The 23,856-nt window shown below is 71.2% G+C and carries 14 protein-coding genes and 2 pseudogenes; 10 read left to right on the forward strand and 6 right to left on the reverse strand.

Annotated elements, in window-relative coordinates; all coding sequences use genetic code 11:
• Positions 1 to 147 precede the first annotated feature (147 nt).
• A complete protein-coding gene (locus tag SGA01_RS04845) occupies positions 148 to 1,215 on the forward strand; it encodes a LacI family DNA-binding transcriptional regulator (protein WP_141293793.1) in 1,068 nt (355 codons plus the stop codon).
• 129 nt (positions 1,216 to 1,344) lie between these two features.
• Here the strand turns inward: SGA01_RS04845 and SGA01_RS04850 are convergent, their stop codons facing one another.
• The 3 genes and pseudogenes from SGA01_RS04850 to SGA01_RS41735 all read right to left on the reverse strand — a co-directional run bounded on the left by SGA01_RS04850 (position 1,345) and on the right by SGA01_RS41735 (position 3,373).
• Positions 1,345 to 2,196 (reverse strand): aldo/keto reductase, encoded by an 852-nt coding sequence (locus SGA01_RS04850; protein ID WP_141293633.1) that lies wholly within the window; start codon positions 2,194 to 2,196, stop codon positions 1,345 to 1,347.
• A gap of 44 nt (positions 2,197 to 2,240) precedes the next feature.
• A pseudogene (locus SGA01_RS04855) lies at positions 2,241 to 3,215 on the reverse strand (aldo/keto reductase).
• A gap of 35 nt (positions 3,216 to 3,250) precedes the next feature.
• Positions 3,251 to 3,373, reverse strand: a complete 123-nt coding sequence (locus SGA01_RS41735; protein ID WP_255325151.1) for a hypothetical protein — start codon at positions 3,371 to 3,373, stop codon at positions 3,251 to 3,253.
• Between SGA01_RS41735 and SGA01_RS04860 the strand changes: the two are divergent.
• A pseudogene (locus tag SGA01_RS04860) lies at positions 3,323 to 3,997 on the forward strand (MmyB family transcriptional regulator); the annotation flags it as partial. The gene SGA01_RS41735 and the pseudogene SGA01_RS04860 sit on opposite strands and share 51 nt — an antisense overlap.
• Positions 3,998 to 4,144: 147 nt before the next feature.
• Here the strand turns inward: SGA01_RS04860 and SGA01_RS04865 are convergent.
• Together SGA01_RS04865 and SGA01_RS04870 are read right to left on the reverse strand one after the other, a co-directional pair.
• Positions 4,145 to 5,908, reverse strand: a complete 1,764-nt coding sequence (locus SGA01_RS04865) for a glycoside hydrolase family 6 protein (protein WP_141293635.1) — start codon at positions 5,906 to 5,908, stop codon at positions 4,145 to 4,147.
• An 82-nt stretch (positions 5,909 to 5,990) separates the two neighbouring features.
• Positions 5,991 to 7,505 (reverse strand): cellulase family glycosylhydrolase, encoded by a 1,515-nt coding sequence (locus tag SGA01_RS04870; RefSeq protein WP_141293636.1) that lies wholly within the window; start codon positions 7,503 to 7,505, stop codon positions 5,991 to 5,993.
• A gap of 326 nt (positions 7,506 to 7,831) precedes the next feature.
• Here SGA01_RS04870 and SGA01_RS04875 point away from each other — a divergent pair, with 326 nt between their 5' ends.
• The 8 genes from SGA01_RS04875 to SGA01_RS04910 all read left to right on the forward strand — a co-directional run bounded on the left by SGA01_RS04875 (position 7,832) and on the right by SGA01_RS04910 (position 20,733).
• Positions 7,832 to 10,735, forward strand: coding sequence for a glycoside hydrolase family 48 protein (locus SGA01_RS04875; RefSeq protein WP_141293638.1), 2,904 nt, complete (start codon positions 7,832 to 7,834; stop codon positions 10,733 to 10,735).
• 183 nt (positions 10,736 to 10,918) lie between these two features.
• The gene (arfA, locus tag SGA01_RS04880) at positions 10,919 to 12,433 is read left to right on the forward strand and encodes an arabinosylfuranosidase ArfA (protein ID WP_141293640.1); all 1,515 of its coding nucleotides are present in this window, start codon (positions 10,919 to 10,921) and stop codon (positions 12,431 to 12,433) included.
• Between the two features lie 193 nt (positions 12,434 to 12,626).
• On the forward strand, positions 12,627 to 13,877 hold the full coding sequence (locus SGA01_RS04885) for an ABC transporter substrate-binding protein (protein ID WP_141293642.1): 1,251 nt from the start codon (positions 12,627 to 12,629) through the stop codon (positions 13,875 to 13,877).
• Positions 13,877 to 14,911, forward strand: coding sequence for a carbohydrate ABC transporter permease (locus SGA01_RS04890; RefSeq protein WP_141293644.1), 1,035 nt, complete (start codon positions 13,877 to 13,879; stop codon positions 14,909 to 14,911). The genes SGA01_RS04885 and SGA01_RS04890 overlap by 1 nt, the downstream gene beginning before the upstream one ends.
• Positions 14,908 to 15,780 carry a carbohydrate ABC transporter permease gene (locus SGA01_RS04895; RefSeq protein WP_141293645.1) on the forward strand — a complete coding sequence of 291 codons (873 nt, stop codon included), beginning with the start codon at positions 14,908 to 14,910 and terminating at the stop codon, positions 15,778 to 15,780. Before SGA01_RS04890 ends, SGA01_RS04895 begins: the two co-directional genes overlap by 4 nt.
• A complete protein-coding gene (locus tag SGA01_RS04900) occupies positions 15,777 to 16,361 on the forward strand; it encodes a hypothetical protein (protein WP_141293647.1) in 585 nt (194 codons plus the stop codon). The genes SGA01_RS04895 and SGA01_RS04900 overlap by 4 nt, the downstream gene beginning before the upstream one ends.
• 572 nt (positions 16,362 to 16,933) lie before the next feature.
• Positions 16,934 to 19,666 carry an exo-rhamnogalacturonan lyase family protein gene (locus SGA01_RS04905; RefSeq protein ID WP_141293649.1) on the forward strand — a complete coding sequence of 911 codons (2,733 nt, stop codon included), beginning with the start codon at positions 16,934 to 16,936 and terminating at the stop codon, positions 19,664 to 19,666.
• A gap of 17 nt (positions 19,667 to 19,683) precedes the next feature.
• On the forward strand, positions 19,684 to 20,733 hold the full coding sequence (locus SGA01_RS04910; RefSeq protein ID WP_141293651.1) for a rhamnogalacturonan acetylesterase: 1,050 nt from the start codon (positions 19,684 to 19,686) through the stop codon (positions 20,731 to 20,733).
• Here SGA01_RS04910 and SGA01_RS04915 read toward each other — a convergent pair whose 3' ends face one another.
• Positions 20,734 to 23,610: a glycoside hydrolase family 2 TIM barrel-domain containing protein gene (locus SGA01_RS04915; RefSeq protein WP_141293653.1), complete on the reverse strand. Its 2,877-nt coding sequence runs from the start codon at positions 23,608 to 23,610 to the stop codon at positions 20,734 to 20,736. It abuts the gene before it with no gap.
• Positions 23,611 to 23,856 lie beyond the last annotated feature (246 nt).

Genomic DNA, 23,856 nt, shown 5'->3' on the forward strand with positions numbered 1-23,856 from the left:
GTTACCGGAAGGTGTTCGGGGGGTTTCGCAGGGGCCCCACGGGGAGGGGGCCGTCATCTCCTGAACGCATGCGCGTGGCGCGGGGGGAGGCTGGTGAACTAGTGTGGGAGCGCTCCCATTGCCATACCGGTCGTGGTGGGCTGCACGATGTCCTACGAGGGGAGTTCGGCGGTTGTGAACGGACGGCAGAACGGCAGACCGACCCTGGAGCAGGTCGCTGCCAGGGCCGGGGTCGGCCGGGGAACGGTCTCCCGGGTGATCAACGGTTCTCCCCGGGTGAGCGAACAGACCAGAACGGCCGTCGCCAGAGCCGTCGCCGAACTCGGCTACGTACCCAACCAGGCCGCCCGCGCCCTCGCGGGCAGCCGCACCGACGCCATCGCGCTCGTCATCCCCGAGGCCGAGGCCCGGCTCTTCGCGGAGCCGTACTTCCTCGACCTCATCCGCGGTGTCAGTGCCGAACTGGCCGATGCCGACAAGCAGTTGCTGCTCACTCTGGTCCGCAGCGAGCAGGAGCGGCAGCGCTTCGAGCAGTACCTCGCCGCCCAGCGCGTCGACGGGGTGCTGCTCGCCTCGGTCCACGGCGACGACCCACTGCCCGACCGGATCCGCGAGCTCGGCCTCCCGGTCGTCATGAACGGGCGCCGCTCGGAGGCCGAGCCCGTGCCGTACGTCGACTCCGACAACATCGGAGCCGGGCGCGCGGCCGTCGCGCACCTCGTGGGCGGCGGCCGGAGCCGGATCGCGACCGTCACCGGGCCGCTCGACATGTACGTGGCCCGCGCCCGGCTCGGCGGCTACCGCGCGGGCCTCGCCGAGGCGGGGCACGCGCCGGACGAGGCCCTCGTCTCCGCGGGCGACTTCACCGAGGAGGGCGGCCGGCGGGCCATGCGGCTGCTGCTCGACCGCAGGCCGGACCTGGACGCCGTCTTCGTCGCCTCCGACGTGATGGCCGCCGGGGCGCGCGGGGTGCTCCGGGAGGCGGGGCGGCGGGTGCCCGAGGACGTGGCGCTGGTGGGGGTCGACGACTCGGCGGTGGCGCGGTTGATGGATCCGCCGCTGACGAGCGTGCGGCAGCCCATCGAGGAGATGGGGCGCACGATGGCGCGGATGCTGATCCGGGAGATCCACGGGATCCAGGAGGGCGGGGAGGCGTCGGAGGAGCCGCGGCGGCACGTCCTGCCGACGGAGCTGATCGTGCGCGAGTCCTGCTGAGACTCACGAGTTCGCCCGCGATATCTGGTTGACGACGGCTCTCGGTGAACCGTGGAAAAGGCGGGGACCGGCGGCGGGTGTTCTGGCGTGCAGGGCACCCGCGGACGGTGAAGGGCGTCTCCCCGTGCTTCAGCTGTCCACGCGGCGCCCCGCCAGCCAGGTGACCATCGCGGGGTCGTGGTGGTCGAAGAACAGGGTGCCGCCGGTGTCGAGGGCGGCGATCCGGGCCATCTGCTTGTCGGAGAGCCGGAAGTCGAAGACGTCGATGTTCTCGGCCATGCGCTCGGCGCGCACGGACTTGGGGATCGCGACGACGCCGCGCTGGGTGAGCCAGCGCAGGACGACCTGGGCGACGGACTTGCCGTGCTCCTTGCCGATCCCGGCGAGCAGCGGGTTGGTGAACAGGTCGTTCTTGCCTTCGGCGAAGCCGCCCCAGGACTGGATCTGCACACCGTGCTCGCGCATGAGGTCCTGGTAGTCGGCGCGCTGGAAGAAGGGGTGGGTCTCGATCTGGTTGACCTGCGGGGTGATCTCGTTGTTGACGATCAGGTCGATCAGCCGGTCGGGGTAGAAGTTGGCGACGCCGATCGCCTTGGCCGCACCCTCGCGGTGGAGGGCCTCCATTGCGCGCCACTGACCGTAGACGTCGCCGAAGGGCTGGTGCATCAGGTACAGGTCGAGATGGTCCAGGCCCAGCTTCATCAGGGACGCCTCGAAGGCGCGGCGGGTGTTGTCCTGGGCGGGGGCGTCCTGGACCCAGAGCTTGGTGGTGACGAACAGTTCCTCGCGGGCGATGCCGCTGGACTGGATGGCGCGGCCGACGGCCTCTTCGTTGCCGTAGGCGGCGGCGGTGTCCAGCAGGCGGTAGCCGGTGGCCAAGGCGTCGGAGACGGCGCGCTCGGTGTCCTCGGCGGGGATCTGATAGACGCCGAAGCCGAGGAGCGGCATCTCGACGCCGTTGTTGAGGGTGACGGTCTGCATGAGCGGGGTGTCCTTCGATGTGCGGGTGGGGGCGGGTGGGAGTGTCAGCGTTCGAGCATCCGGGCCTGGGCCTCGGTGTGGGTGGCGCCGGCGGCGGGCGGCAGGCCGGAGAGCCTGTCGAGCTGCTCGGCGGTCAGCGTGACGGCGTCGGCGGCGGTGTTCTCCTCGACCCGGGCCACGCGCTTGGTGCCGGGGATCGGGGCGATGTCGTCGCCCTGCGCGAGCAGCCAGGCCAGCGCCACCTGCCCGGGCGTGGCACCGGCCTCGTCGGCCAGGGCCTTGACCTGGTCGGCCAGGGCGAGATTGCGCCGGAAGTTCTCGCCGGTGAAGCGGGGTTGTCGCGGCGGAAGTCGTTCTCGTCGAATTGGGCGGTGGAGCGCACGGCGCCGGTCAGGAAGCCGCGGCCCAGCGGGGAGAACGGCACGAGCCCGATGTTCAGCTCCCGCAGGACGGGCAGGACGCGTTCCTCGATCCCTCGGGTGAACAGGGAGTACTCGGACTGGACCGCGGTGACCGGCTGGACGGCGTGGGCTCGGCGGATCGTGTCGGGTCCGGCCTCCGAGAGTCCGAAAGCGCGGACCTTGCCCTCGGCGATCAGCTCGCCGACGGCGCCCGCTGTCTCCTCGATCGGCGTGTCCGGGTCGACCCGGTGCTGGTAGTACAGGTCGATGTGGTCGGTGCCCAGCCGCTTCAGCGAGCCCTCGACCGCGGTACGGATGTCGGCCGGGCGGGAGTCGAGGTTCCAGGCGCCGTCGCCGGAGTGGGAGACCAGGCCGAACTTGGTGGCCAGAACCACCTGGTCCCGGCGCCCCTTCAGTGCCCGCCCGAGCAGCTCTCGTTGGTGTAGGGGCCGTAGATCTCGGCGGTGTCCATCAGCGTGACACCCAGCTCAAGCGCCCGGTGCACCGTCCGGATGGACTCCGCGTCATCGGTGCCCGAGCCGGTGTAGCCGTGGGACATGCCCATGGCCCCAGCCCGATCCGGGAAACCTCCAGGTCACGCAGTGTGATGTACCGCATCTCGCCTTCTCCGGTCGGTGGCGTTGCCCCTCCCCTCAGCCTCGCCCGGCCCGGCAGGTCGTGCAGGTCGGAGCCTGGGCGACGCCGAGGGGCGGCGTCTTCCTCACCTCGACGCCCTCGCCCGCGGCCTGCACATGGACGACCAGGAACACCAGCATCTGCGCGACCTTGCCGCCAGAGCCGCCCGATATGCCCCCGAACCGCCCCCGGCCCCCAGCCGCACCGTGCGTCCCCACCTGAAGCTGTTGCTGGAGTCGCTGCGGCCGAACCCCGCCTACGTCATCAGCCGCAGCATGGACATGCTGGCCTGGAACCCCGGCGGCCTTGCCCTGTACGCGGGCCTGGACGACTGGTCCGCCAAGCACCGCAACCTCGCCCGCTACCTCTTTCTCCACCCCGCCGCACGGGACCTGTTCCCCGACTGGGACCGCCAGATCACCGCCTGCGTGGCCCGTCTGCGCGCCGTCGCCGGCACCGCCCCCGACGCGCCCGACCTCACCAACCTCGTCGGCGAGCTCCTCCTGAAGAGCCCCGACTTCGCCCGGCTGTGGGAATGCTACGAGGTCACCGGCCGCAAGCCCGCGCGGAAGACCTTCCACCACCCCCGCGTCGGCGCGCTCACGCTCACCGGCCAGTCGATGGAGCTGGAAGGCACACCCGGCCAGCGCATCGGTGTCTACACCGCCGAGCCCGGTACCCCCGACCACGACGCCCTGCTGCTGCTCGACATGACCGCGCCCGTGGCCGCGGCCGGCCAGGAGATCCCCCACACGTCGACCTGACCACCGTCCTCACGAACGGTCCAGGCGCTTTCCGGTGTACGGGAAACACTGTTGCGGCCGGCCGGGACCCTGGGGGTCCGGCCGGCCGCAGGCCTCATACGAGGGCGTTCGCGAAGGGTCTCGCGACGTGTCTCGTGCAGGGTGGTGCTACAGCGCCGGGTGCGCGTTCTTCAGGAGCTCCTGGAACTGGGCCGAGAACCACTGGCCCGAGATCGGGGCGTCCGGCAGCGAGCCCGACATGCTGTTCCCGTTCCGGGCGTTGCCCGTGTACGTCGGGTCGCACATCCGGTCGAAGCCCTTGCCCTCGTTGTTCGGGATCTCCTTGCTGGCGCCGTCGGACTCGCCCGGGGGCTTCATCCAGACGTACGCGTCGATGCCCGCGGCGGGCGCCGCCTGGGGCCGCTCGCCGAGACCGGCGCCGGCCTGGTTGCACCAGTTGCCGAGGTGGATGCGACGGTCGTAGCGGCCGCCGTTGACGTAGGTGTCGACGCTGGTCAGGGCGCCCGGGCCGGTGGGACGCGCGGTGCCGCCCCAGCCGTTGCGGGAGGTGTCGATCAGCATGCCGAGGTTGCTGTTGAAGCCGATCGAGACCAGCTTGGCGCGCATCGCCTGGGCGTAGGACAGCTCGTCGGTGTAGCGGTTCCAGTCGACCCACTTCGACTGGCGCACGGAGGTGCCGTTGACGCTGTCGTTGATGGTGAAGTGGTCCTCCTTCAGGGCGCTGTAGTTGGCGGTGTTGACGATGAAGCCGTGCACGTTGTCGACCGTGGAGCCCTCGGCCACGGCGGCCTGCTTGAACAGCTCGGCGGAGGGGCCGAAGTTGTCGTCCCAGCCCAGCCAGCCGTGGTGTCCGGCGTCGATGTAGTTGTAGACGTTGCCGATCGAGCCCAGCTTCTTGAGCGCGTAGCCGACACCGGTGATGTAGTTGCCGTTGGCCTTCATGACGTCGCAGTTGGCGGTGGCCGTCGGGCGGCCGGAGACGTTGGTGACCAGGTTGGGCAGCGAGTCGATCTCGACCGTGGTGACGATCCGCAGGCCCGCGTACTTGGAGTCGGCGAGGATCGCGGCGATCGGGTCGATGTACTCGGTCTTGTAACGGCCGATCTCCGTCGGGCCCAGCTCGCCGTTGGAGGCGAGCGCGGCGCAGTCGCGGCCGGGCAGGTTGTAGACGACCAGCTGGACGACGAGCTCGCCGGAGCCCTTCTGCTCCAGGGCCTTGTCGAGGTGGGCGCGCAGGCCCATCGAGGTGGCGGAGCCGTTGATGGCGGCGATCCGGTCGAGCCAGACACCGGTGGGCTGGTTGGAGACCTTGGTGCCGCCCGGCTCGGCGGCGGCCTTCGCGGCCCACTCGGGGTTCACGTACACCTTGGCGCCGGCGTACGGGTTGTCGGCCTTGGTCCCGACCGGCGGTGTGGTGGGAGGCGTGGTCGGGGGAGTGGTCGGCGGCGTCGTGGGCGGGGTGGTCGGCGGCGTCGTCGGAGTGGCGCCGTTGCAGACGACCCCGTTCAGGGTGAAGGTGGCCGGCACCGCGTTCGTACCGGTGTAGGAGCCGTTGAATCCGAAGGAGGTGGAGCCGCCCGTGGCGAGCGTCCCGTTGTAGGAGACGTTCTTGGCGGTGACGGCGGCGCCGGACTGGGTGATGGTGGCGTTCCAGCCCTGGGTGACCTGCTGGTTGCCGGCGTAGGACCATTCGACGGTCCAGGAGGCGACCGGGTCACCGGTGTTGGTGACGGTCACGTTGGCGCCGAAGCCGGTGTTCCACTGGTTGGTGATCTGGTAGTCCACCTTGCAGCCGGGGGCTGCGGCGCCGGCGGTGGCGGTGCCGAGGACCGTGGCGGTCGCGCCGGTGGCCGTGATGAGGCCGAGTGCCGCCAGGAGGGCGGTACGGCTGGTGCTTCTGGTGCGGCTCATGCGGGTGGGGGTTCCTTTCCGGGGATTCACGAGGGATTCACGAGGGATTCGCGAGGGACTCGCCAGGGACTCGCGAGGGACTTCACGGGGTGAGGGCGCGCAGGTGATCGCGCAGCCCGATGCCGAATGCGGTGGGGGTGCCGTCGTACGAACTGATCAGTGCGGGACCCGAGTTGCAGTTCCAGGTGTTCCAGGTCCAGCCCAGGTACGAGAGGCCGCGGTCGTCGAACCACTTCATGACGCGGTCGATGAACGCGTGTCCGCAGGTGTTCTCACCGATCTCGCCCGCGAGGAGAGGAACCTCGGCGGCCACGGGGGCGAGGGTGTTGTTCCAGCACGTCTCGTCGGCGCAGGTGTTGAAGTTGTAGACGTGCCAGGCGGCGGCCAGATTGCCCGCCGGGTCCGTGGGTTTGTACGCGCGCCACTGGCTCAGGTCGTTGGAGTACGCGATGCCCGGGACGAGAACCAGGTTCTTCGCCCCCGTGGCACGGACCGCGTCCACCAGGTCCTGCATGCCGGCGACCTCGTAGCCGATGCCGGGGCAGGTGCCGCCGTCGCGCCAGCAGGACCAGGCCTGGGTCGCGGTGGAGGTCGCCCGGTCCGGGTAGGGCTCGTTGAACAGGTCGAAGACGACCCGCTTGTCGTTCTTGAAGGTGTTCGCCACCGAGGTCCAGAACGCCGGGGTGTACTGGGCGCCCGGCATCGGCTTCTGGCAGGAGGCGTGCACGTCGGAGCAGCCCGCCGAGTTGCCCGTGTACTGGCCGTGCGTCCAGTGCAGTTCGACGACCGGGGTCATGCCGTGGGCGAGGACCTTGGTCACGAGGTCCTTGACCGCGTTGACGTAGTTCGCGCCCCGGTACTCGGGCTTGATGTTGTCCAGGCCGAGCCAGCACTCCTCGTTGAGGGGGATGCGGACCGTGTTGGCCTTCCAGTCGGCGATGGCCTTGACCGAGGCGTCGTCGACGGGGCCGTCGAAGAAGCCGTAGCCCTGGACGCACATGAACTCGCCGCCGGAGCGGTTGACGCCGAGGAGGCGGCGGACCGCGCCGTTCTGGTCGGTGAACTTGTTGCCTGTGACGCCGAGTTCGGGCGCGCCGGTGACGGGAGTCGGTGGCGGTGAGGTCGGGGGAGTGGTCGGGGGAGTGGTGGGTGGTGTCGTCGGGGCGGTGGGGGTGGGCGTCGGCGTCGGCGTCGTGGTCGACGGCGTCGGCGTCGGTGTCGGCGGCGCGCCCGTGTCGCACGGCGTGCCGTTCAGCGTGAAGGCGGTGGGGGCCGTGTTGGCGCCCGTCCAGGAGGCGATGAAGCCGCCCGTCACCTTGGCGCCCGTGCCGAGCGCCGCGTTCCAGCTCTCGTTCACGACCGTGACGGAGGCCCCGGACTGGGACCACTTGCCGCCCCAGCCCTGACTGACGACCTGGCCGGCCGGGAAGTCGAAGCCGAGGCTCCAACCACTCAGCGCCGCGCTGTTGTTGGTGACGGTGACGGCACCCTGGTAGCCGCCGGCCCACTGGCCGACGACCGAATACTCCACTGTGCAGACGGATGCGGCCGCGGCTCCTGAGGCCGTACCCATGACGGCGAACGCGGTGCTCGCCATCGTGAGCGCTGCTCCTGCGAGCAGCGCGGAAAGACGTGGGGGATGTCGCATGAGCGAGTCCTCGCAGCGAGGGCACACCTCTGGCGATGTGCCGACCGGACGGATTCGCTCCCACTGGTCGGGCAGACCGTAGCGTCAACTGCCGCCAAGGAAAAGAGGGGTTGGGTAAATTTCCCCGTCATCCGCCTTCGACTCTTCGCACACCTTGACGCCGATGCGGCCCAACTGCACAGTGGGAGCGCTCCCACTGGTTCAGAGCTTGTCCCCACAGGCTCATCCGCTCTTCGCACCCCCCATCCTCCCGAGCCGCGAGGAGAACCACCCGCATGACTCGACTACGACCACGTCGGCCACTGACCGCGCTGGCCGCGGCCCTCTCCCTCCCCCTGGGTCTCACGGCCGTCGGCGCCGTCTCCACCGCCCAGGCCGCATCCGTGCAGTGCAGCGTCGACTACAGGACCAACGACTGGGGTTCGGGCTTCACGGCCGAACTCACGCTCACCAACCGGGCGGCCGAAGCCCTCAACGGCTGGACGCTGACCTACTCCTACGCCGGCGACCAGAAGCTCACCAACGGCTGGAGCGGCAACTGGTCCCAGTCCGGCAAGAACGTCACGGTGACCAACGCGTCCTGGAACGGCACCCTCGCCGCCGGTGCCGCCACCACCACCGGCGCCCAGTTCACCTACAGCGGGGCCAATGCCGCCCCCACCGCCTTCGCGGTCAACGGCACCCTCTGCACCGGTGCCCACCAGCCGCCGGTCGCCGTCCTGACCAGCCCCGCCGCGGGCGCCGTCTTCACCGCGGGCGACGCGGTGCCGCTCGCCGCCACGGCCGCCGCCGCCGACGGCGCCACCGTCGGCAAGGTGGAGTTCTACAGCGACACCACGCTCCTCGGTACTGACACGACCGCGCCGTTCGCCCTCAGCGCGGCGGGCCTCGCCGCCGGCTCCCACTCCCTCTACGCCAAGGCCTACGACAGCCTCGGCGCCTCCGCCGAATCGGCGCCGGTCGGCATCACCGTCGCCGCGGGGGCCGCGCTCGTCGCCTCCCCGAGTCAGCTCGGCGTCCGCCAGGGCGCGACCGGCACCTTCGACCTGAAGCTCTCCACCGCCCCCACCGCGAACGTCACGGTGAGTGTCGCCCGTACCTCCGGCAACACCAACCTCACCGCGACTCCGGCCTCCCTCACCTTCACCCCGGCGAACTGGAACACCGCCCAGAAGGTGACCGTCGCCGCCGCGGCCACCGGCACCGGCTCGGCCGTCTTCACCGCGACCGCCCCCGGTCACGCCAAGGCCGAGGTCACCGTGGCCCAGCTGGCCGCGAACTCCACGTACGACGCCCGCTTCCTCGACCTCCACGGGAAGATCACCAACCCGGCCAACGGCTACTTCTCGCCCGAGGGCATCCCGTACCACTCCGTCGAGACCCTGATCGTCGAGGCCCCCGACCACGGGCACGAGACGACCTCGGAGGCGTACAGCTACCTCATCTGGCTCCAGGCCATGTACGGCAAGATCACCGGCGACTGGACCAAGTTCAACGGCGCCTGGGACACCATGGAGAAATTCATGATCCCCACCCACGCCGACACGCCCACCACCGGCTCGTACAACGCCTCCAAGCCGGCGACCTACGCCCCCGAGTGGGACCTGCCCTCGCAGTACCCGGCGCGGCTCGACTCCGGCGTGACCTCCGGCTCCGACCCGATCGCCGCCGAGCTCAAGAGCGCCTACAACACCGACGACATCTACGGGATGCACTGGATCCAGGACGTCGACAACGTCTACGGCTTCGGCAACGAACCCGGCAAGTGCTCCGCCGGACCGACGGCGACCGGCCCCTCCTACATCAACACCTTCCAGCGCGGCCCGCAGGAGTCCGTCTGGGAGACCGTCACCCACCCCACCTGCGACAACTTCTCCTACGGCGGAAAGAACGGCTACCTCGACCTCTTCACCGGGGACGCCTCCTACGCCAAGCAGTGGAAGTTCACCAACGCCCCCGACGCCGACGCCCGCGCCGTCCAGGCCGCCTACTGGGCCGACCTCTGGGCCAAGCAGCAGGGCAAGGGCACGCAGGTCTCCGCGACGGTCGGCAAGGCCGCCAAGATGGGTGACTACCTGCGGTACGCGATGTTCGACAAGTACTTCAAGAAGGCCGGGAACTGCGTCGGCCCGACCGCCTGCCCCGCCGGCACCGGCAAGGACAGCGCCCACTACCTGATGTCCTGGTACTACGCCTGGGGCGGCGCCACCGACACCTCGGCCGGCTGGTCCTGGCGGATCGGCTCCAGCCACGCCCACGGCGGCTACCAGAACCCGCTCGCCGCGTACGCGCTCAGCGAGTACGCCCCGCTCAAGCCCAAGTCGACGACGGGTGCGGCCGACTGGGCGACCAGCCTCGACCGGCAGCTGGAGTTCTACCGCTGGCTCCAGTCCGACGAGGGCGCCATCGCGGGCGGCGCCACCAACAGCTGGCAGGGCCGCTACGCCACCCCGCCGGCCGGCACCCCCACCTTCCACGGCCTCTTCTACGACGAGAAGCCCGTCTACCACGACCCGGCGTCGAACCAGTGGTTCGGCTTCCAGGCCTGGTCCATGGAGCGGGTCGCCGAGTACTACCAGCAGACCGGCGACGCCGGGGCGAAGACCGTCCTCGACAAGTGGGTCTCCTGGGCGCTGTCCAAGACCACGATCAACCCGGACGGCACCTACCGCATCCCCTCCACCCTCCAGTGGTCCGGCGCGCCCGACACCTGGAACGCGGCGAACCCCGGCGCCAACGCCGGGCTGCACGTCACCGTCGCCGACTACACGAACGACGTCGGTGTCGCCGCCGCCTACGCCAAGACCCTCACCTACTACGCGGCCAAGTCCGGCCACGCCGAGGCCAAGCGCGTCGCCAAGGCCCTGCTCGACGGCATGTGGGACCACCACCAGGACCCGCTGGGCATCGCCGTCGAGGAGACCCGCGCCGACTACAACCGCTTCGACGACCCCGTGTTCGTCCCGAGCGGCTGGACCGGCGTCATGCCGAACGGCGACGCGGTGAACACCTCCTCCACCTTCGCCTCGATCCGCAGCTTCTACCAGGACGACCCGGCCTGGCCGAAGATCGAGGCCTATCTGGCGGGCGGCGCCGCCCCCGTCTTCACCTACCACCGGTTCTGGGCCCAGGCGGACATCGCCCTGGCCATGGGCTCGTACGCGGAGCTGCTCGAATAACAGCCCGCCCCGCATGGAGCCGGCTCCGCGTGCGACGAGGCCGGGTGGACCCCGAGAGGGGGCCGCCCGGCCTTCACGCGTTCCCGGCCCCGTCGGTGATCCATTGACGCCCGAAGTCCCGGCTCCTACGTTCTCGTTCGGACACACGACCAGTGGTCGAAATTTCGAACGAAAGGGACCCGCGTGTCACTCCCCGAGCGCACCGCCCGCTTCACCCTCGACCCCGACTTCACCGTCGGCCCCGTCGACCCCCGCCTCTTCGGCTCCTTCGTCGAGCACCTCGGGCGCTGCGTCTACACCGGCATCCACGAGCCCGGGCACCCGGCCGCCGACGAGGACGGCCTGCGCACCGACGTCCTGGAGCTCGTCCGTGAGCTGGGCGTCACCGCGATCCGCTACCCAGGCGGCAACTTCGTCTCCGGCTACCGCTGGGAGGACGGCGTCGGTCCGGTCGAGGAGCGGCCGCGCCGGCTCGACGTCGCCTGGCGGTCCACCGAGACCAACCGCTTCGGCCTGAGCGAGTTCATGACCTTCCTGCGGAAGGCCGGACCCGAGGCCGAGCCGATGATGGCGCTCAACCTCGGCACCCGCGGCATCACCGAGGCCATGGACCTCGTCGAGTACGCCAACCACCCCGGCGGCACCGAGCTCTCCGACCGCCGCGTCGCCCACGGCGACAAGGACCCCTTCGGCATCCGCCTGTGGTGCCTGGGCAACGAGATGGACGGCACCTGGCAGACCGGCCAGAAGACCGCCGAGGAGTACGGCAGGCTCGCCGCGCAGACCGCGCGCGCCCTGCGGAGCATCGACCCGGACCTCGAACTCGTCGCCTGCGGCAGCTCCGCGCGCGGGCTGCCGACCTTCGCCGCCTGGGAGGCGACGGTCCTGGCGGAGACGTACGAGGTCGTCGACCACGTCTCGCTGCACGCCTACTACGAGGAGGTGGACGGCGACCGCGACTCCTTCCTCGCCTCCGCCGTCGAGATGGAGGCCTTCATCGAGGAGGTCGTCGCGACCTGCGACCACGTCGGCGCCCGGCTGAAGTCCGCGAAGAAGCTGACTCTCTCCTTCGACGAGTGGAACGTCTGGTACCAGCGCCGGCCCAACCCGCACCCGGTGGAGGACTGGCAGGAGGCCCCGCGCCTCCTGGAGGACGTCTACACCGTCACCGACGCCGTCGTCTTCGGCACGCTCGTCATCACGCTGCTGCGCCATGCCGACCGGATCGCGGTGGCCTGTCTCGCCCAGCTCGTCAACGTGATCGCCCCGATCATGACCGAGCCCGGCGGCCCCGCCTGGCGGCAGACCACCTTCTTCCCCTTCGCCCAGGCCTCCCGGCACGGCAGGGGCACCGTCCTCGACGTCCGCGTGGACGCGCCCGCGTACCCCACGGCGCAGTACGGGGAGGTCCCGCTGCTCCACGCCACGGCCGTACGCGCCGAGGACGGCACCGTGACGGTCTTCGCCGTCAACCGCGACCGGGAGGCGTCCCTGCCGCTGGAGGTGACCCTGCGCGGCCTCGGTCTCGACCGGGTCGTGGAGCACAGCGCGCTCGCCGACGCGGACCCCGAGGCCCGCAACACACGGGACGAGCCGGACCGGGTCCTGCCGCACGCGGTGGACGGCTCGACGCTCGACGACGGGCTGCTGCGGGCGGTCCTGGAGCCGATGTCCTGGAACGTCATCCGGCTGGCCTGACCACCCCCGTGTTGAATCCTTTCACAAGGGTCCCTGCCTGGGTCGATTCGAAGCGCTTCGAAAGATCCGGTCACAAGCGTTGACGTGGCTGGCCGACGACCCTACTTTGTCCCAGCAAGCGCTTTCCTGAAACGTTCCATTAACGCGCGGAGGACGAACTGTGCGCACTCGAAGCACTGTTGACCGTCGGAGCATGCTGAAGGTCGCCGGCGGCTCCCTTGCGGCCCTCGGCCTGACCGCGGCGGGCTGTGGCACCGGCTCGGGCTCCGGAGACGGCACCGTCACGATCCGGTACAGCTGGTGGGGCTCGGAGGACCGGGCCAAGCGGATCAACCAGTCGATCGCGCTCTTCGAGAAGAAGTTCCCGAAGATCAAGATCAAGACCGACTTCCAGCCCTACGCCGACTTCTGGAAGAAGTTCAACACCCAGGCGTCCGGCGGCAACGCGCCGGACGTCTTCCAGAACGCCATCGGCTTCCTCCGCAAGTACGACGCGAAGAACGTCCTCCTCGACCTGCGTGAGCAGGCCGGGGCGGGGAACCTCCGCCTCGACGGCTTCCGGGCCGGCCTGGAGAAGTTCGGCGAGGTCGACGGCAAGCTGCTCGGCGTCCCCGTCGGCAGCAACTCGATGGCCCTCGTCGTCGACCAGGCCGTCTTCACCAAGGCCGGCGTCACCCCGAAGCCCGGCTGGACCTGGGACGAGTACCACGCGGCCCTCACCAAGATCCAGCAGACCCAGGGCAGGGCCGGCGACGCGGGCCCGTACGGGATCATGTACCTGTACGACCTCTACCTGCGCCAGCAGGGCAAGGCCTTCTTCACCACCTCCGGCCTGGGCTTCACCGAGGCGGACCTGACGGACTGGTGGACCAAGGCCGCGGCGCGGGTGAAGTCCGGCATCTACGCCGACCCGAAGAAGACCATCCCGGCCAAGCCCAAGTCGGCGGTCACCGCCGAACTCGCCGGCTGCGAGTTCACCTGGGACAACTTCGCCGTCCGCTACACCGCCGAGGGCAAGAGCCGGTACGGCCTCGCCCCCATCCCCACCACGGACGGCCGCAAGACCGGCCAGTACCTCGGCTCCCTCATGCTCAGCGCCTCCAAGCGCACCAAGCACCCCAAGGAAGCCGCCCAGTTCATCGACTTCATGGTCCACGACCCCGAGGTCGGGAAGATCATGGGATACGACCGGGGCGTCCCGGCCACCGACGCCCAGTACCAGGCGTACGTGCCGACCGACGAGGTCGGCAAGCAGATCGCCGCGTACGAGAAGCAGCTCGTCGAGTCCCGCGTCCTGGAGCCGATCACCCCGCACCCGGCCGGCGCCGACGTCTGCGAGGCCGCGTTCATGCGGCTCGCCGAGGAGATGTCCCTGGGCGAGCGACCGGTCGCGGACGCGGTGAAGCAGTACTTCACCGAGGCGAAGACGGCGCTCTCCTCCTGATGGACGCCGCCGTGACCTCCGCACCGACCCCCACGCCGCACCCCGTGCCGGCGACCGGCCCGGACGGGAGGACCGCACCCGCGGACCCCCCGTCCGGCGCAGGGCGACCGCCCCGGGCGGCGGGCCGCACGCCCCGCCCCCACCGGGCCCGCCGCGAGAACCTCGCGGGCTACCTCTTCATGTCCCCCTGGATCGCGGGCTTCCTCCTGCTCACCGCCGGTCCCATGGTCGCCTCGCTCTACTTCGCCTTCACCGACTACAACCTCTTCGACGCCCCGCAGTGGATCGGCCTCGACAACTTCACGGAGATGTTCGGCGACCCCCGCTGGCGCACCTCGGTCGAGATCACCGGCTGGTACGTGGTGATCGGCACCCCGCTGAAACTGGCCGCGGCGCTCGGCGTCGCCCTGCTGCTCAACCAGAGCCGGCGCGGACAGGGCTTCTACCGGGCCGCGTTCTACGCGCCCTCGCTCATCGGGGCCAGCGTCTCCATCGCCATCGTCTGGCGCGCGATCTTCTCCGACGGCGCCGCCGTCGACCGCGCCCAGCAGGTCTTCGGCATGGACGCCGGAGGCTGGATCGGCGACCCCGACCGCATCATCTACGCCCTGGTCGCCCTGACCGTCTGGCAGTTCGGCGCCCCCATGGTCATCTTCCTGGCCGGACTCAAGCAGGTGCCCAGGGAGTTGTACGAGGCGGCGCAGGTCGACGGGGCGAGCCCGTGGCGGAGGTTCTGGCACATCACCCTGCCGATGATCTCCCCGGTGCTCTTCTTCAACGTCCTCCTGGAGACCATCCACTCCTTCCAGATCTTCGGCTCCGCCTACATCATCGGCAGCCAGGGCAACGCCTGCGGGCCGGCCGACGGCACGCTCGTCTACACCTGCTACCTCTACATCCAGGGCTTCGAGAACAGCCGGATGGGTCTCGCCTCGGCGATGGCCTGGATGCTGCTGCTCGCCGTCGGCCTGGTCACCGCGGTGCTGTTCTGGTCCCAGCGGCGCTGGGTGCACTACGAGGAGGGGGCCCGATGAGCCTCGCCACACGTACGACCGGGGGCGCCGCGAAGGCCCGCACGGCGGGTTCGATCGCCTGGCACCTCGGATCCCTGGCCGTGCTCGCCGTCATCCTCTACCCCGTGGTGTGGGTGATCGGCGGCTCCTTCAAACCGAACGACGAGATCGTCGGCAGCCTGACCCTCTTCCCCGCCGACCCCCTCACCGACAACTACCGGCGGCTCGCCGACGGCATCGCCGACATCCCCATCTCCACGTTCTTCGGCAACTCCCTCTTCCTGGCGGTCGGTTCGGTGGTGGGCGTGCTGATCTCCAGCTCGCTCTCCGCGTACGCCTTCGCCAAGATCGGCTTCGCCGGCCGCGGAGTGCTCTTCACCCTGATGATCGGCACGCTGCTCCTGCCGTACCACGTGCTGCTCATCCCGCAGTACGTGCTCTTCCAGAAGCTCGAACTGATCAACACCTACACACCGTTGCTGCTCGGCAAGTACCTGGCGACGGACGCCTTCTTCGTCTTCCTGATGCTCCAGTTCATGCGCGGGCTGCCGAAGGAGCTCGACGAGGCCGCCCGCCTCGACGGCTGCGGGCACCTGCGGACGTACTGGTCGATCGTGCTGCCGCTGTGCCGGCCGGCCCTCATCACCAGCGCGATCTTCACGTTCATCAACGCGTGGAACGACTTCATGGGTCCGCTGATCTACCTCAACGAACCCGAGAAGTACACGGTCTCGCTCGGTCTGAAGATGTTCGTCGACCAGGACGGCGTCGCCAACTACGGAGGCATGATCGCGATGTCGCTGGTGGCGCTGCTCCCGGTGGTCGCCTTCTTCCTCGCCTTCCAGCGGTACCTCATCGACGGCATGGCCACGTCGGGCCTCAAGGGATGAGCGCGCGTCCGCGGGGCCGGTTCCTGGCGGGATTCGGGGTCTTCGCCGAGTGCCTGCTTGTGGGGGTGTGGATCGCCGTCGCCGCGCTGCCCCTGGTGACGCTGCCGGCGGCGCTCGCCGCCGGTGCGGCGCACCTGCGGCGCTGGACCGGTGACGAGCAGGCCGGCCTGCGGTTCTTCGCGACCGACCTCCGCGCCGCCCTCCGGGGCGGGGGCTGGTCGGCGGGGATCGCCTACGGGGCCGCCCTCGCCCTGGTGGCCGCCGACCTCGCTCTCGTACGGGCGCTGCCGGTGCCCGGCGGGCGCGCGACCGGGGCCCTCGCGATCCTGGCGGCGCTCTGGCTGACGGTCACCGTCCTGCGGGCGGCCACGGCCTGGCGCCCGGACCTGCGGTGGCGGGCCCTCCTCGGCCCGGCGGCCCGCCGGGCGCTGCGCGACCCCGCGGGCTCCTTCCTCGTGGTCTGCGGCCTGGCGGTGATCGCCGCCTCGGCCTGGTTCTCCGCCCCTCTGGCCCTGCCGGCCCTCGGCATCCTCGTCGCCGCCACGGTGGCGGCCGAACACCGCGGAACCGTGCCGCGCTGACCCACACTCCCGGGGCCACGGCCACTCCCGGCCGCGCCGAACCCGCCGTTGTGGGCTGTCGTTCCGCTGGGGCTGGGGGTCCCCCCCCTCTGGGGGAGGGTGGGCACAACGGGACGGCGCCCTTGCCGGCGCCAGAGGCTTCCGCGCCTTGACCCGCACCCGGTGCGCGGCTCGCTGATGGTGCGGGCCGGTACAGGGGGCGGAGGCGCCCGCGAAGGGCGCCGTCCCGTGTGCCCACCCTCCCCCAGAGGGGGGACCCCCAGCCCCAGCGGGACGAATGCCCACACGGGGGGTGGGCGGGCCCGGGTGCCCCGTGCTCGCACGGGGGTGGCCCGGGTTCCCCCCGGTGCGAGCACGGAGGCGACCCGGAAAGCCCCCGCCATACGGAGGTGACCCGGACAGCCCCCGCCGCACGGTGTGGGCGGGCCCCGGTGCCCCGTGCCCACACGGGGGTGGCCCGGGGTGCCCCCAAGCACGCCGCCCCGTGGCGCCATGGCCGCGCCGACCGAGGCGGCCCCCCGTAACCCGCTTCCGCAGGCATGCCGTCACGCATGCCCCTGAAAGGAGATTCCGTGTCCTCCCTACCTCGTCGCTCCCTCCTCAAGGCCGCCGCCGTCGCCGGTGCCGCCGCGCAGTTCAGTTGGGTTCTCGGGCGCGGAGGCGCCCAGGCCGCCGTGTCCGCCGAGACGCCGGCGGCCGACCGGCCCTCCACCGTGAGCTGGCTGGAGCCCGGTGGGCTCGGGGCCGCCGCCGGGTCGACCTTCGGGGCCGCCTGGCCCCAGGGCGTCCACCCCGGCGACCAGGCCTTCGCGCTCACCACCGCCGACGGCGCCGACGTCCCCGTGCAGACCTGGACCACCGCCCGCTGGCCCGACGGTTCCCTCAAGTGGACCGCGCACGCCGTCGGGCCCGAGGCCGCCGGGGCCGAGCGTTTCACCCTCGCCCCCGGGACCCCCGCCACCGCCGCGAAGACCGTCTCCGTCACCGAGACGGGGCGCAGGATCACCGTCGACACCGGCACGGTCCGCGCCGTCATCTGGAAGGACGGCGGGAAGCTCGTCGAATCCGTCACCCGCGACGGAGTGAAGATCGCCACCGACGGGCGGCTTGTCCTGCTCCGGCAGAGCGACCTCGACGACGGCGATCAGGGCAACGAGAAGTGGGAGCGGTTCGACGGGGAGATCTCCGGAGCCGTCGTCGAACAGAGCGGTCCCGTACGGGCCGTCGTTCGGATCGACGGCAAGCACCGCAAGGGGAGCCGCAGTTGGCTGCCATTCTCCGTGCGTCTCTACTTCTACGCGGGCTCCGAGTCCTTCCGGATGGTCCACACCATCACCTACGACGGCGACCAGAACAAGGACTTCGTCCGCGGCCTCGGCGTCCGCTTCACCGTCCCCATGCGTGATGCCGCCTACGACCGGCACGTCCGCATCGCCGGCGAGGGCGCGGGCTTCCTCACCGAGGCCGTCCAGGGCATCACCGGCCTGCGCCGCGACCCCGGCGCGGCCGTCCGCACGGCCCAGGTCAAGGGCGAGAAGCTGCCCGACCCCGCCACCTGGGACCAGCGCGTCACGACCCGGATGCAGTACGTCCCCACCTGGGGCGACTACACCCTCTCCCAGCTCTCCGCCGACGGCTTCGCCCTGCGCAAGCGCACCAAGGCCGGCCACGGCTGGATCCCGGCCGGCGGCGGCCGCCGCGCGAACGGCTTCGGCTACGTCGGCGGCGTGACCGGCGGACTCTCCTTCGGCCTGCGGGACTTCTGGCAGAAGCACCCGGCCCAGCTCGACATCCGGGGCGCCGCCGGCGACGAGGCCGAGGTCACCCTCTGGCTCTGGTCGCCCGAGGCCCAGCCCATGGACCTGCGCTTCTACCACGACGGTATGGGCCAGGACGCCTTCCCCGAGCAGCTCGAAGGCCTCAACATCACCTACGAGGACTACGAGCCCGGCTTCGGCACCCCGTACGGCATCGCCCGCACCAGCGAGCTGATGTTCTGGGCCAACGCCGCCACCCCCGCCGCCGAGACCCTCGTCGCCCAGTCCGCCGCCGTCAGCACCCCGCCGCAGCTCGCCGTCGCCCCCGAAGACCTCGTCCGCGCCCGGGTGTTCGGCGGACTCTTCTCGCCCGTCGACCGCTCCACCCCCGCCAAGGCGAAGATCGAGGACCACCTCGACTACCTCTTCACCTACTACAAGGACCAGGCGGAGCAGCGCCGTTGGTACGGCTTCTGGGACTACGGCGACATCATGCACACCTACGACGAGGACCGGCACCAGTGGCGGTACGACGTCGGCGGCTACGCCTGGGACAACTCCGAGCTCTCGCCCGACCTGTGGCTCTGGTACGCCTACCTGCGCTCCGGCCGCGCCGACGTCTTCCGGTTCGCCGAGGCCATGACCCGCCACACCGGCGAGGTCGACGTCTACCACATCGGCCAGTGGGCCGGGCTCGGCACCCGCCACGGCGTCCAGCACTTCGCCTGCAGCGCCAAGCAGCAGCGCATCTCCACCGCCGTGTACCGGCGCCCGTACTACTTCCTCACCGCCGACGAACGCGTCGGCGACCTCATGCACGACCTCGTCGACTCCGACGAGACCTTCCTCGTCCTCGACCCCATCCGCAAGATCCGCACCGAGCCGTACACGCCCGACCGCCACGCCCTCTCCATCGGTTTCGGCACCGACTGGAGCGGCCTCGCCGCCGCCTGGCTCACCGAGTGGGAGCGCGGCGGCCCCAAGGCCGCCAAGGCCGAGGCCCGGCTGCGCTCCACCATGGAGACCATCGCCGCCCAGCCCAACGGCTTCGTCCAGGGCGCCGGTCTCTACGACCTCGACACCGGCCGCTTCGCCGTCGCGACCGAACCCGTCGTCGGCGTCTCCCACCTCTCCGCCATGTTCGGCCTCGTCGAGATGTGCGCCGAACTCATCGACCTCGTCGACATGCCGCAGTTCAAGGCCGCCTGGCTCGACTACTGCCGTTACTTCAACGCCTCCAAGACCGAACAGGCCGCCCGCTACGGCAAGAACTTCGGCACCCTCCTCCTCTTCCAGGGCCACTCGCGCCAGGACGCCTACGCCGCCGCCCAGTTGAACGACACCAAGCTCGCGCAGCGCGCCTGGGCCAAGTTCGACAAGAGCGACGGCTACACGGCGGCCATGGTCTGGGACAAGACACCCGTCCAGGGCTCCGCCGCCCTCGAACCCGGCTACGAGCACCTGTGGATCAGCACCAACACCACCGCCCTGTACGGCCTGGCCGCCATCCAGAACCTCGCCCTCGTCGGCGACCACCTCCCCGCCTGAGACCCGAGAGGACCACCATGCGAAGGACCGCGCTCCTCGCCGCCGCCGCGACCCTCCTCGGGTCGCTCGCCGCCGCCCCCACAGCCCACGCCGACGGCCCGTACGGCCAGGGCCTCGACCACTGCGCCGCCACCGCGACCGGCGCGCTCGCCTGCCACTTCGACGTCGCCCCCGGCACGTACGACGTCACCGTCACCCTCGGCGGCGAGACCGCCGGCTCCACCGCCGTCACCGGCGAGACCCGGCGCGCCCTGCTCGCCGAGACCGCCACCGCGGCGGGGCGGACCGTCCGGCGCTCGTTCACGGTCGACGTCCGCGAACCGGAGGGCGAGCCCACCGGGCCCGCCGGCAGCCCCGGCCTCGACCTGGTCCTCGGCGGCGCCGCCCCGCGCGTCACCGCGCTCCGGGTCACCCCCGCCCCCGCCGCCCGGCGCCTCTTCCTCGTGGGCGACTCCACCGTCTGCGACCAGCCGGGCGACCCGTACACCGGCTGGGGGCAGCGGCTCCCCGTCCACCTGGGGCGCGGGATCGCCGTCGCCAACCACGCCGACTCCGGCGAGAGCACCGTCACCTTCCTGGCGAACCCGGCGCTCTTCGACACGGTCGAGGCGGCGATCCGCCCCGGCGACCCCGTCCTGATCCAGCTCGCCCACAACGACAAGCAGACCGACGCGGCCACCTACCGCGCCAATCTGACCAGCCTGGTCGAGCGGGTACGGGCCCGGGGCGGCGAACCCGTCCTGGTCACCCCGATCGTCCGCCGCTGGTTCAACGCCGACGGCACCCTGGACAACGGCATCGCGCTGCTCGTCAACGGCCTCGGCGTCGACCACCCGGCCGAGATCCGCGCCCTCGCGGCCTCCCTCGGCACCCCGCTGATCGACCTCACCGCCCTCACGAAGGCGCGGGTCGAACAGCTGGGGCCCGAGGCCTCCAAGGCGCTCTACCTGACGACCGAGAAGCGGGACAACACCCACACCTCGGTCCGCGGGGCCACGGAGTACGCGGCCCTCGTCGCCGCGGAGCTGCGGGCCCGGGACATCCTCCCGGACCGGCTGCTCCGCTGACTAACGCGCCACGGGGGTGAAGGTCAGGGCGAACGTCGCCGCGGCCGCGTCCAGCCGGTACTCCGGCAGCACACCCGGTCCGCAGGACTGCGAGCCGATGCCGTGCTGGGCGTGGTCCAGGTGCAGCCAGAGCGTGTCGCCCGCGACGAGGTCGGTGTCGTGGGCGGCGGCGTCCAGCTGCTCGGTGGTCCAGCGACGGGCGGTGAACGCGAAGGCGGGATCGCCCTCCACCCGCACGCCCTCGCTCCCCGAGGTCAGCTCCAGCCATCGGGTGTCGACCCGGGATCCGTTCTCCTGCGGTCGCAGGTACGGGGTCCGGAGCGCGTCCACGGCAGCCTCCCAGCGGCCGAGCCGCGCGGCGGCCCGGGTGTCGGGGTACGCCTCGCCCGGCCCGGCGCCGTACCAGACGGCCCGGTCCAGGGCGGCCGGCAGCCCGAGCCTGACGCCGAGCCGGGGCAGCGGCACCCGCCACTCGCCCTCGGGGACGACTTCGACGGAGAGCCTCAGGGCGGTGCCGTCCGAGGTCCAGCGGTACGTGGTGCGCAGCGCGAAGTCCCTGGCGGCGGGCGCCACCCTGGTCCGTACGGTCAAGGAGTCGTCCTCCAGGACGACTTCGTCGAGGCGGTGCCGCATCCGGTGCAGGCCCAGCTCGCGCCAGAGCGGTCCGTGGCGGTCGTCGGGCTGCCAGGGCGCGCCCTCGTCGTTGTCCGTCGGTGCCCGCCAGACGTCGAGGCGCAGGCCGGTGACGGGGAGGGGGCCCACGGCGAGGGGCTCGCCCGTACGGGCGTCGAAAACCGCGGGGCCGAGGGTGATCCGGCCGGCCGAGCGGACGGGCCGCGCACCGGTCGCCTTCCGTGGTGCGGGGGCCGGCGCGGAGGCGGGGATCTGTCCCCAGGCCACCTCGTGCCCGGCGGGCGCCCACGCCGTGTCGTGCGCGAGCAACGCCCGGACGGTCCACAGGGTTTCGGCGTCCGCCGGGTGGGCGGGCGCGGTCGGCAGGGTCACCCGCGTGCTCGCTCCGGAGGCGAGCGGCGGGACGTCGAGCGGGCCGGTGGCGAGGGTCTCGCCGTCGGCCAGGAAGGACCAGGTGAAGGCGAGATGCGCCAGATCGACGACGTCGTGGCCGTTGGCCACCCGCACGGAGTTCGCCGGGCCGGGGGTGATCCGTACCGGCTCGATCACCTTCTTGTACTCCACGAGCCCCGGCGACGGCGTCCGGTCGGGGAAGAGCAGCCCGTCGCAGACGAAGTTCCCGTCGTGCACCTCCTCCCCGAAGTCGCCGCCGTAGCCGTGGCCGTGGACCGGGTGGACGAGACCGTGGTCGATCCACTCCCAGACGAAGCCGCCCTGGCAGCGCTCGTAGGTCTCGAACAGCCGCTGGTACTCGGAGAGTCCTCCCGGGCCGTTGCCCATCGCGTGCGCGTACTCGCAGAGGACGAAGGGGAGTCGGCGCCTCGCCTCGGGTCCCTCGTCGGCCCGGCGGCCGATCTCGTCGACCTCCGCGTGCGTCGGGTACATCCGCGAGTACAGGTCGGTGTCCGCGCAGGAGCGGTCGCCCTCGTAGTGGACGAGCCGGGACGGGTCGCGGTCGCGGATCCACCGGGCCATGGCGGTCAGACCGGCGCCGGTGCCGCATTCGTTGCCGAGCGACCAGACGACCACCGAGGGATGGTTCTTGTCCCTCTCGACGAGCCGGGCCGCCCGGTCGAGCAGGGCGGGGGTCCAGCGCTCGTCGTCGACCGGATTGCCCCGCCAGCCAAGGTCCTGGAAGCCGTGGGTCTCCAGGTCGCCCTCGTCGATCACCCACAGGCCGTACGTGTCGCACAGGTCGAGGAAGGCCGGATGCGGCGGATAGTGGGACGTGCGCACGGCGTTGATGTTGTGACGCTTCATCAGCTGCACGTCCTCGCGCATGGTTGCGAGGTCCAGGCTCCGGCCGTGCTCCGGGTGGAACTCGTGGCGGTTCACGCCACGGAAGAGGATCCGGCGGCCGTTGACCTTCATGACCCCGTCCTCCACGGCCACGGTCCGGAAGCCGATCCGCAGCGGGATCCGCTCGCCGCCGGCCGTGAGTACGCCCTCGTACAGCCGGGGCGCCTCGGCGCTCCACGGCTCGACCGGCACGGTCACCGCCTCTCCGGTGGCGAGGTCGAGACCGAGCTCGGGCACGGTCACGCGGCCGGGCACGTCGCAGTCGACGCGCAGGGTGCCGGTGCCGGTGGTGTGGTCGTACGAGGCGTGCGTGAAGAAGTCGCCGGGGGAGCCCGCCGGCCGGTGCAGCAGGGTCACGTCACGGAACACGCCCGGCAGCCACCACTGGTCCTGGTCCTCCAGGTAGGAGCCGGAGGACCACTGGTGGACGCGGAGCGCGAGGACGTTGTCCCGGGCCTTCAGGAGGTGTCCCACGGCGAACTCGTGGGCCAGCCGCGAACCCTTGAAGTCACCGAGCTCCGTGCCGTTGAGCCAGACCCGGGCGCAGGACTCGACCCCGTCGAAGCGGAGGACGGCCCGGCCGTCCGCCGGCCAGCCGTCGGGCAGGTCGAAGCGGCGCAGATGGTCGCCGGTCGGGTTCTCGGTGGGGACCCGGGGCGGGTCGACGGGGAAGGGGTACTGGACGTTGGTGTACGCGGGACCGCCGTACTCCTTCTCCTTGCCCTGGAGCACCCAGTGGCCCGGGACGGTGATCGCGCTCCAGCCGCTCGCGTCGAAGTCCGGGGCGGCGAAGGACTCGTACTCGGCGTCGGCGGTGGGGGAGAGGCGGAAGCCCCAGGAACCGTTCAGGGAGAAGGCGGCGGCGTCGGAGCCGGCGTACCAGGCGCGGGGCGGGAGCGTGCCGCGGCCGGGGGAGAGGTCTTCGTACCAGGGCAGGGCGTCCATGGTGCTCCTGACGGAGTGAGTGAAAGGAGTGTGTGGGAGGGAAAGGAGAGGTCAGTGATGCAGAAAGCGCTTTCCGTCCGAGATCCATCCCATCGCGCGGGAGACCGGCGCACAACCCCGCGCGGCCACCGGACCCTTGGACTCTTCGCGACCCGCCTGGACAGCTCGTCGAGCAGCCGCTTAGGGTCGGGAGCCGGATCAACGGGCGGTCGCCCGGAACCATCACCGTCGGGCGGTCGCCCGGAA

Source organism: Streptomyces gardneri (genome assembly GCF_006539185.1).
Classification (GTDB): Bacteria; Actinomycetota; Actinomycetes; order Streptomycetales; family Streptomycetaceae; genus Streptomyces; species Streptomyces gardneri.

Bases quoted from the DNA above. Each gene is read 5' to 3' on its own strand.
- SGA01_RS04910 (WP_141293651.1), top strand. From the start codon at position 19,684: ATGCGAAGGACCGCGCTCCTCGCCGCCGCCGCGACCCTCCTCGGGTCG.
- SGA01_RS04875 (WP_141293638.1), top strand. From the start codon at position 7,832: ATGACTCGACTACGACCACGTCGGCCACTGACCGCGCTGGCCGCGGCC.
- SGA01_RS04895 (WP_141293645.1), top strand. From the start codon at position 14,908: ATGAGCCTCGCCACACGTACGACCGGGGGCGCCGCGAAGGCCCGCACG.
- SGA01_RS04885 (WP_141293642.1), top strand. From the start codon at position 12,627: ATGCTGAAGGTCGCCGGCGGCTCCCTTGCGGCCCTCGGCCTGACCGCG.
- SGA01_RS04900 (WP_141293647.1), top strand. From the start codon at position 15,777: ATGAGCGCGCGTCCGCGGGGCCGGTTCCTGGCGGGATTCGGGGTCTTC.
- SGA01_RS04890 (WP_141293644.1), top strand. From the start codon at position 13,877: ATGGACGCCGCCGTGACCTCCGCACCGACCCCCACGCCGCACCCCGTG.
- SGA01_RS04850 (WP_141293633.1), bottom strand. From the start codon at position 2,196: ATGCAGACCGTCACCCTCAACAACGGCGTCGAGATGCCGCTCCTCGGC.
- SGA01_RS04845 (WP_141293793.1), top strand. From the start codon at position 148: ATGTCCTACGAGGGGAGTTCGGCGGTTGTGAACGGACGGCAGAACGGC.
- SGA01_RS04865 (WP_141293635.1), bottom strand. From the start codon at position 5,908: ATGAGCCGCACCAGAAGCACCAGCCGTACCGCCCTCCTGGCGGCACTC.
- SGA01_RS04915 (WP_141293653.1), bottom strand. From the start codon at position 23,610: ATGGACGCCCTGCCCTGGTACGAAGACCTCTCCCCCGGCCGCGGCACG.
- SGA01_RS04870 (WP_141293636.1), bottom strand. From the start codon at position 7,505: ATGGCGAGCACCGCGTTCGCCGTCATGGGTACGGCCTCAGGAGCCGCG.
- SGA01_RS41735 (WP_255325151.1), bottom strand. From the start codon at position 3,373: ATGCTGGTGTTCCTGGTCGTCCATGTGCAGGCCGCGGGCGAGGGCGTC.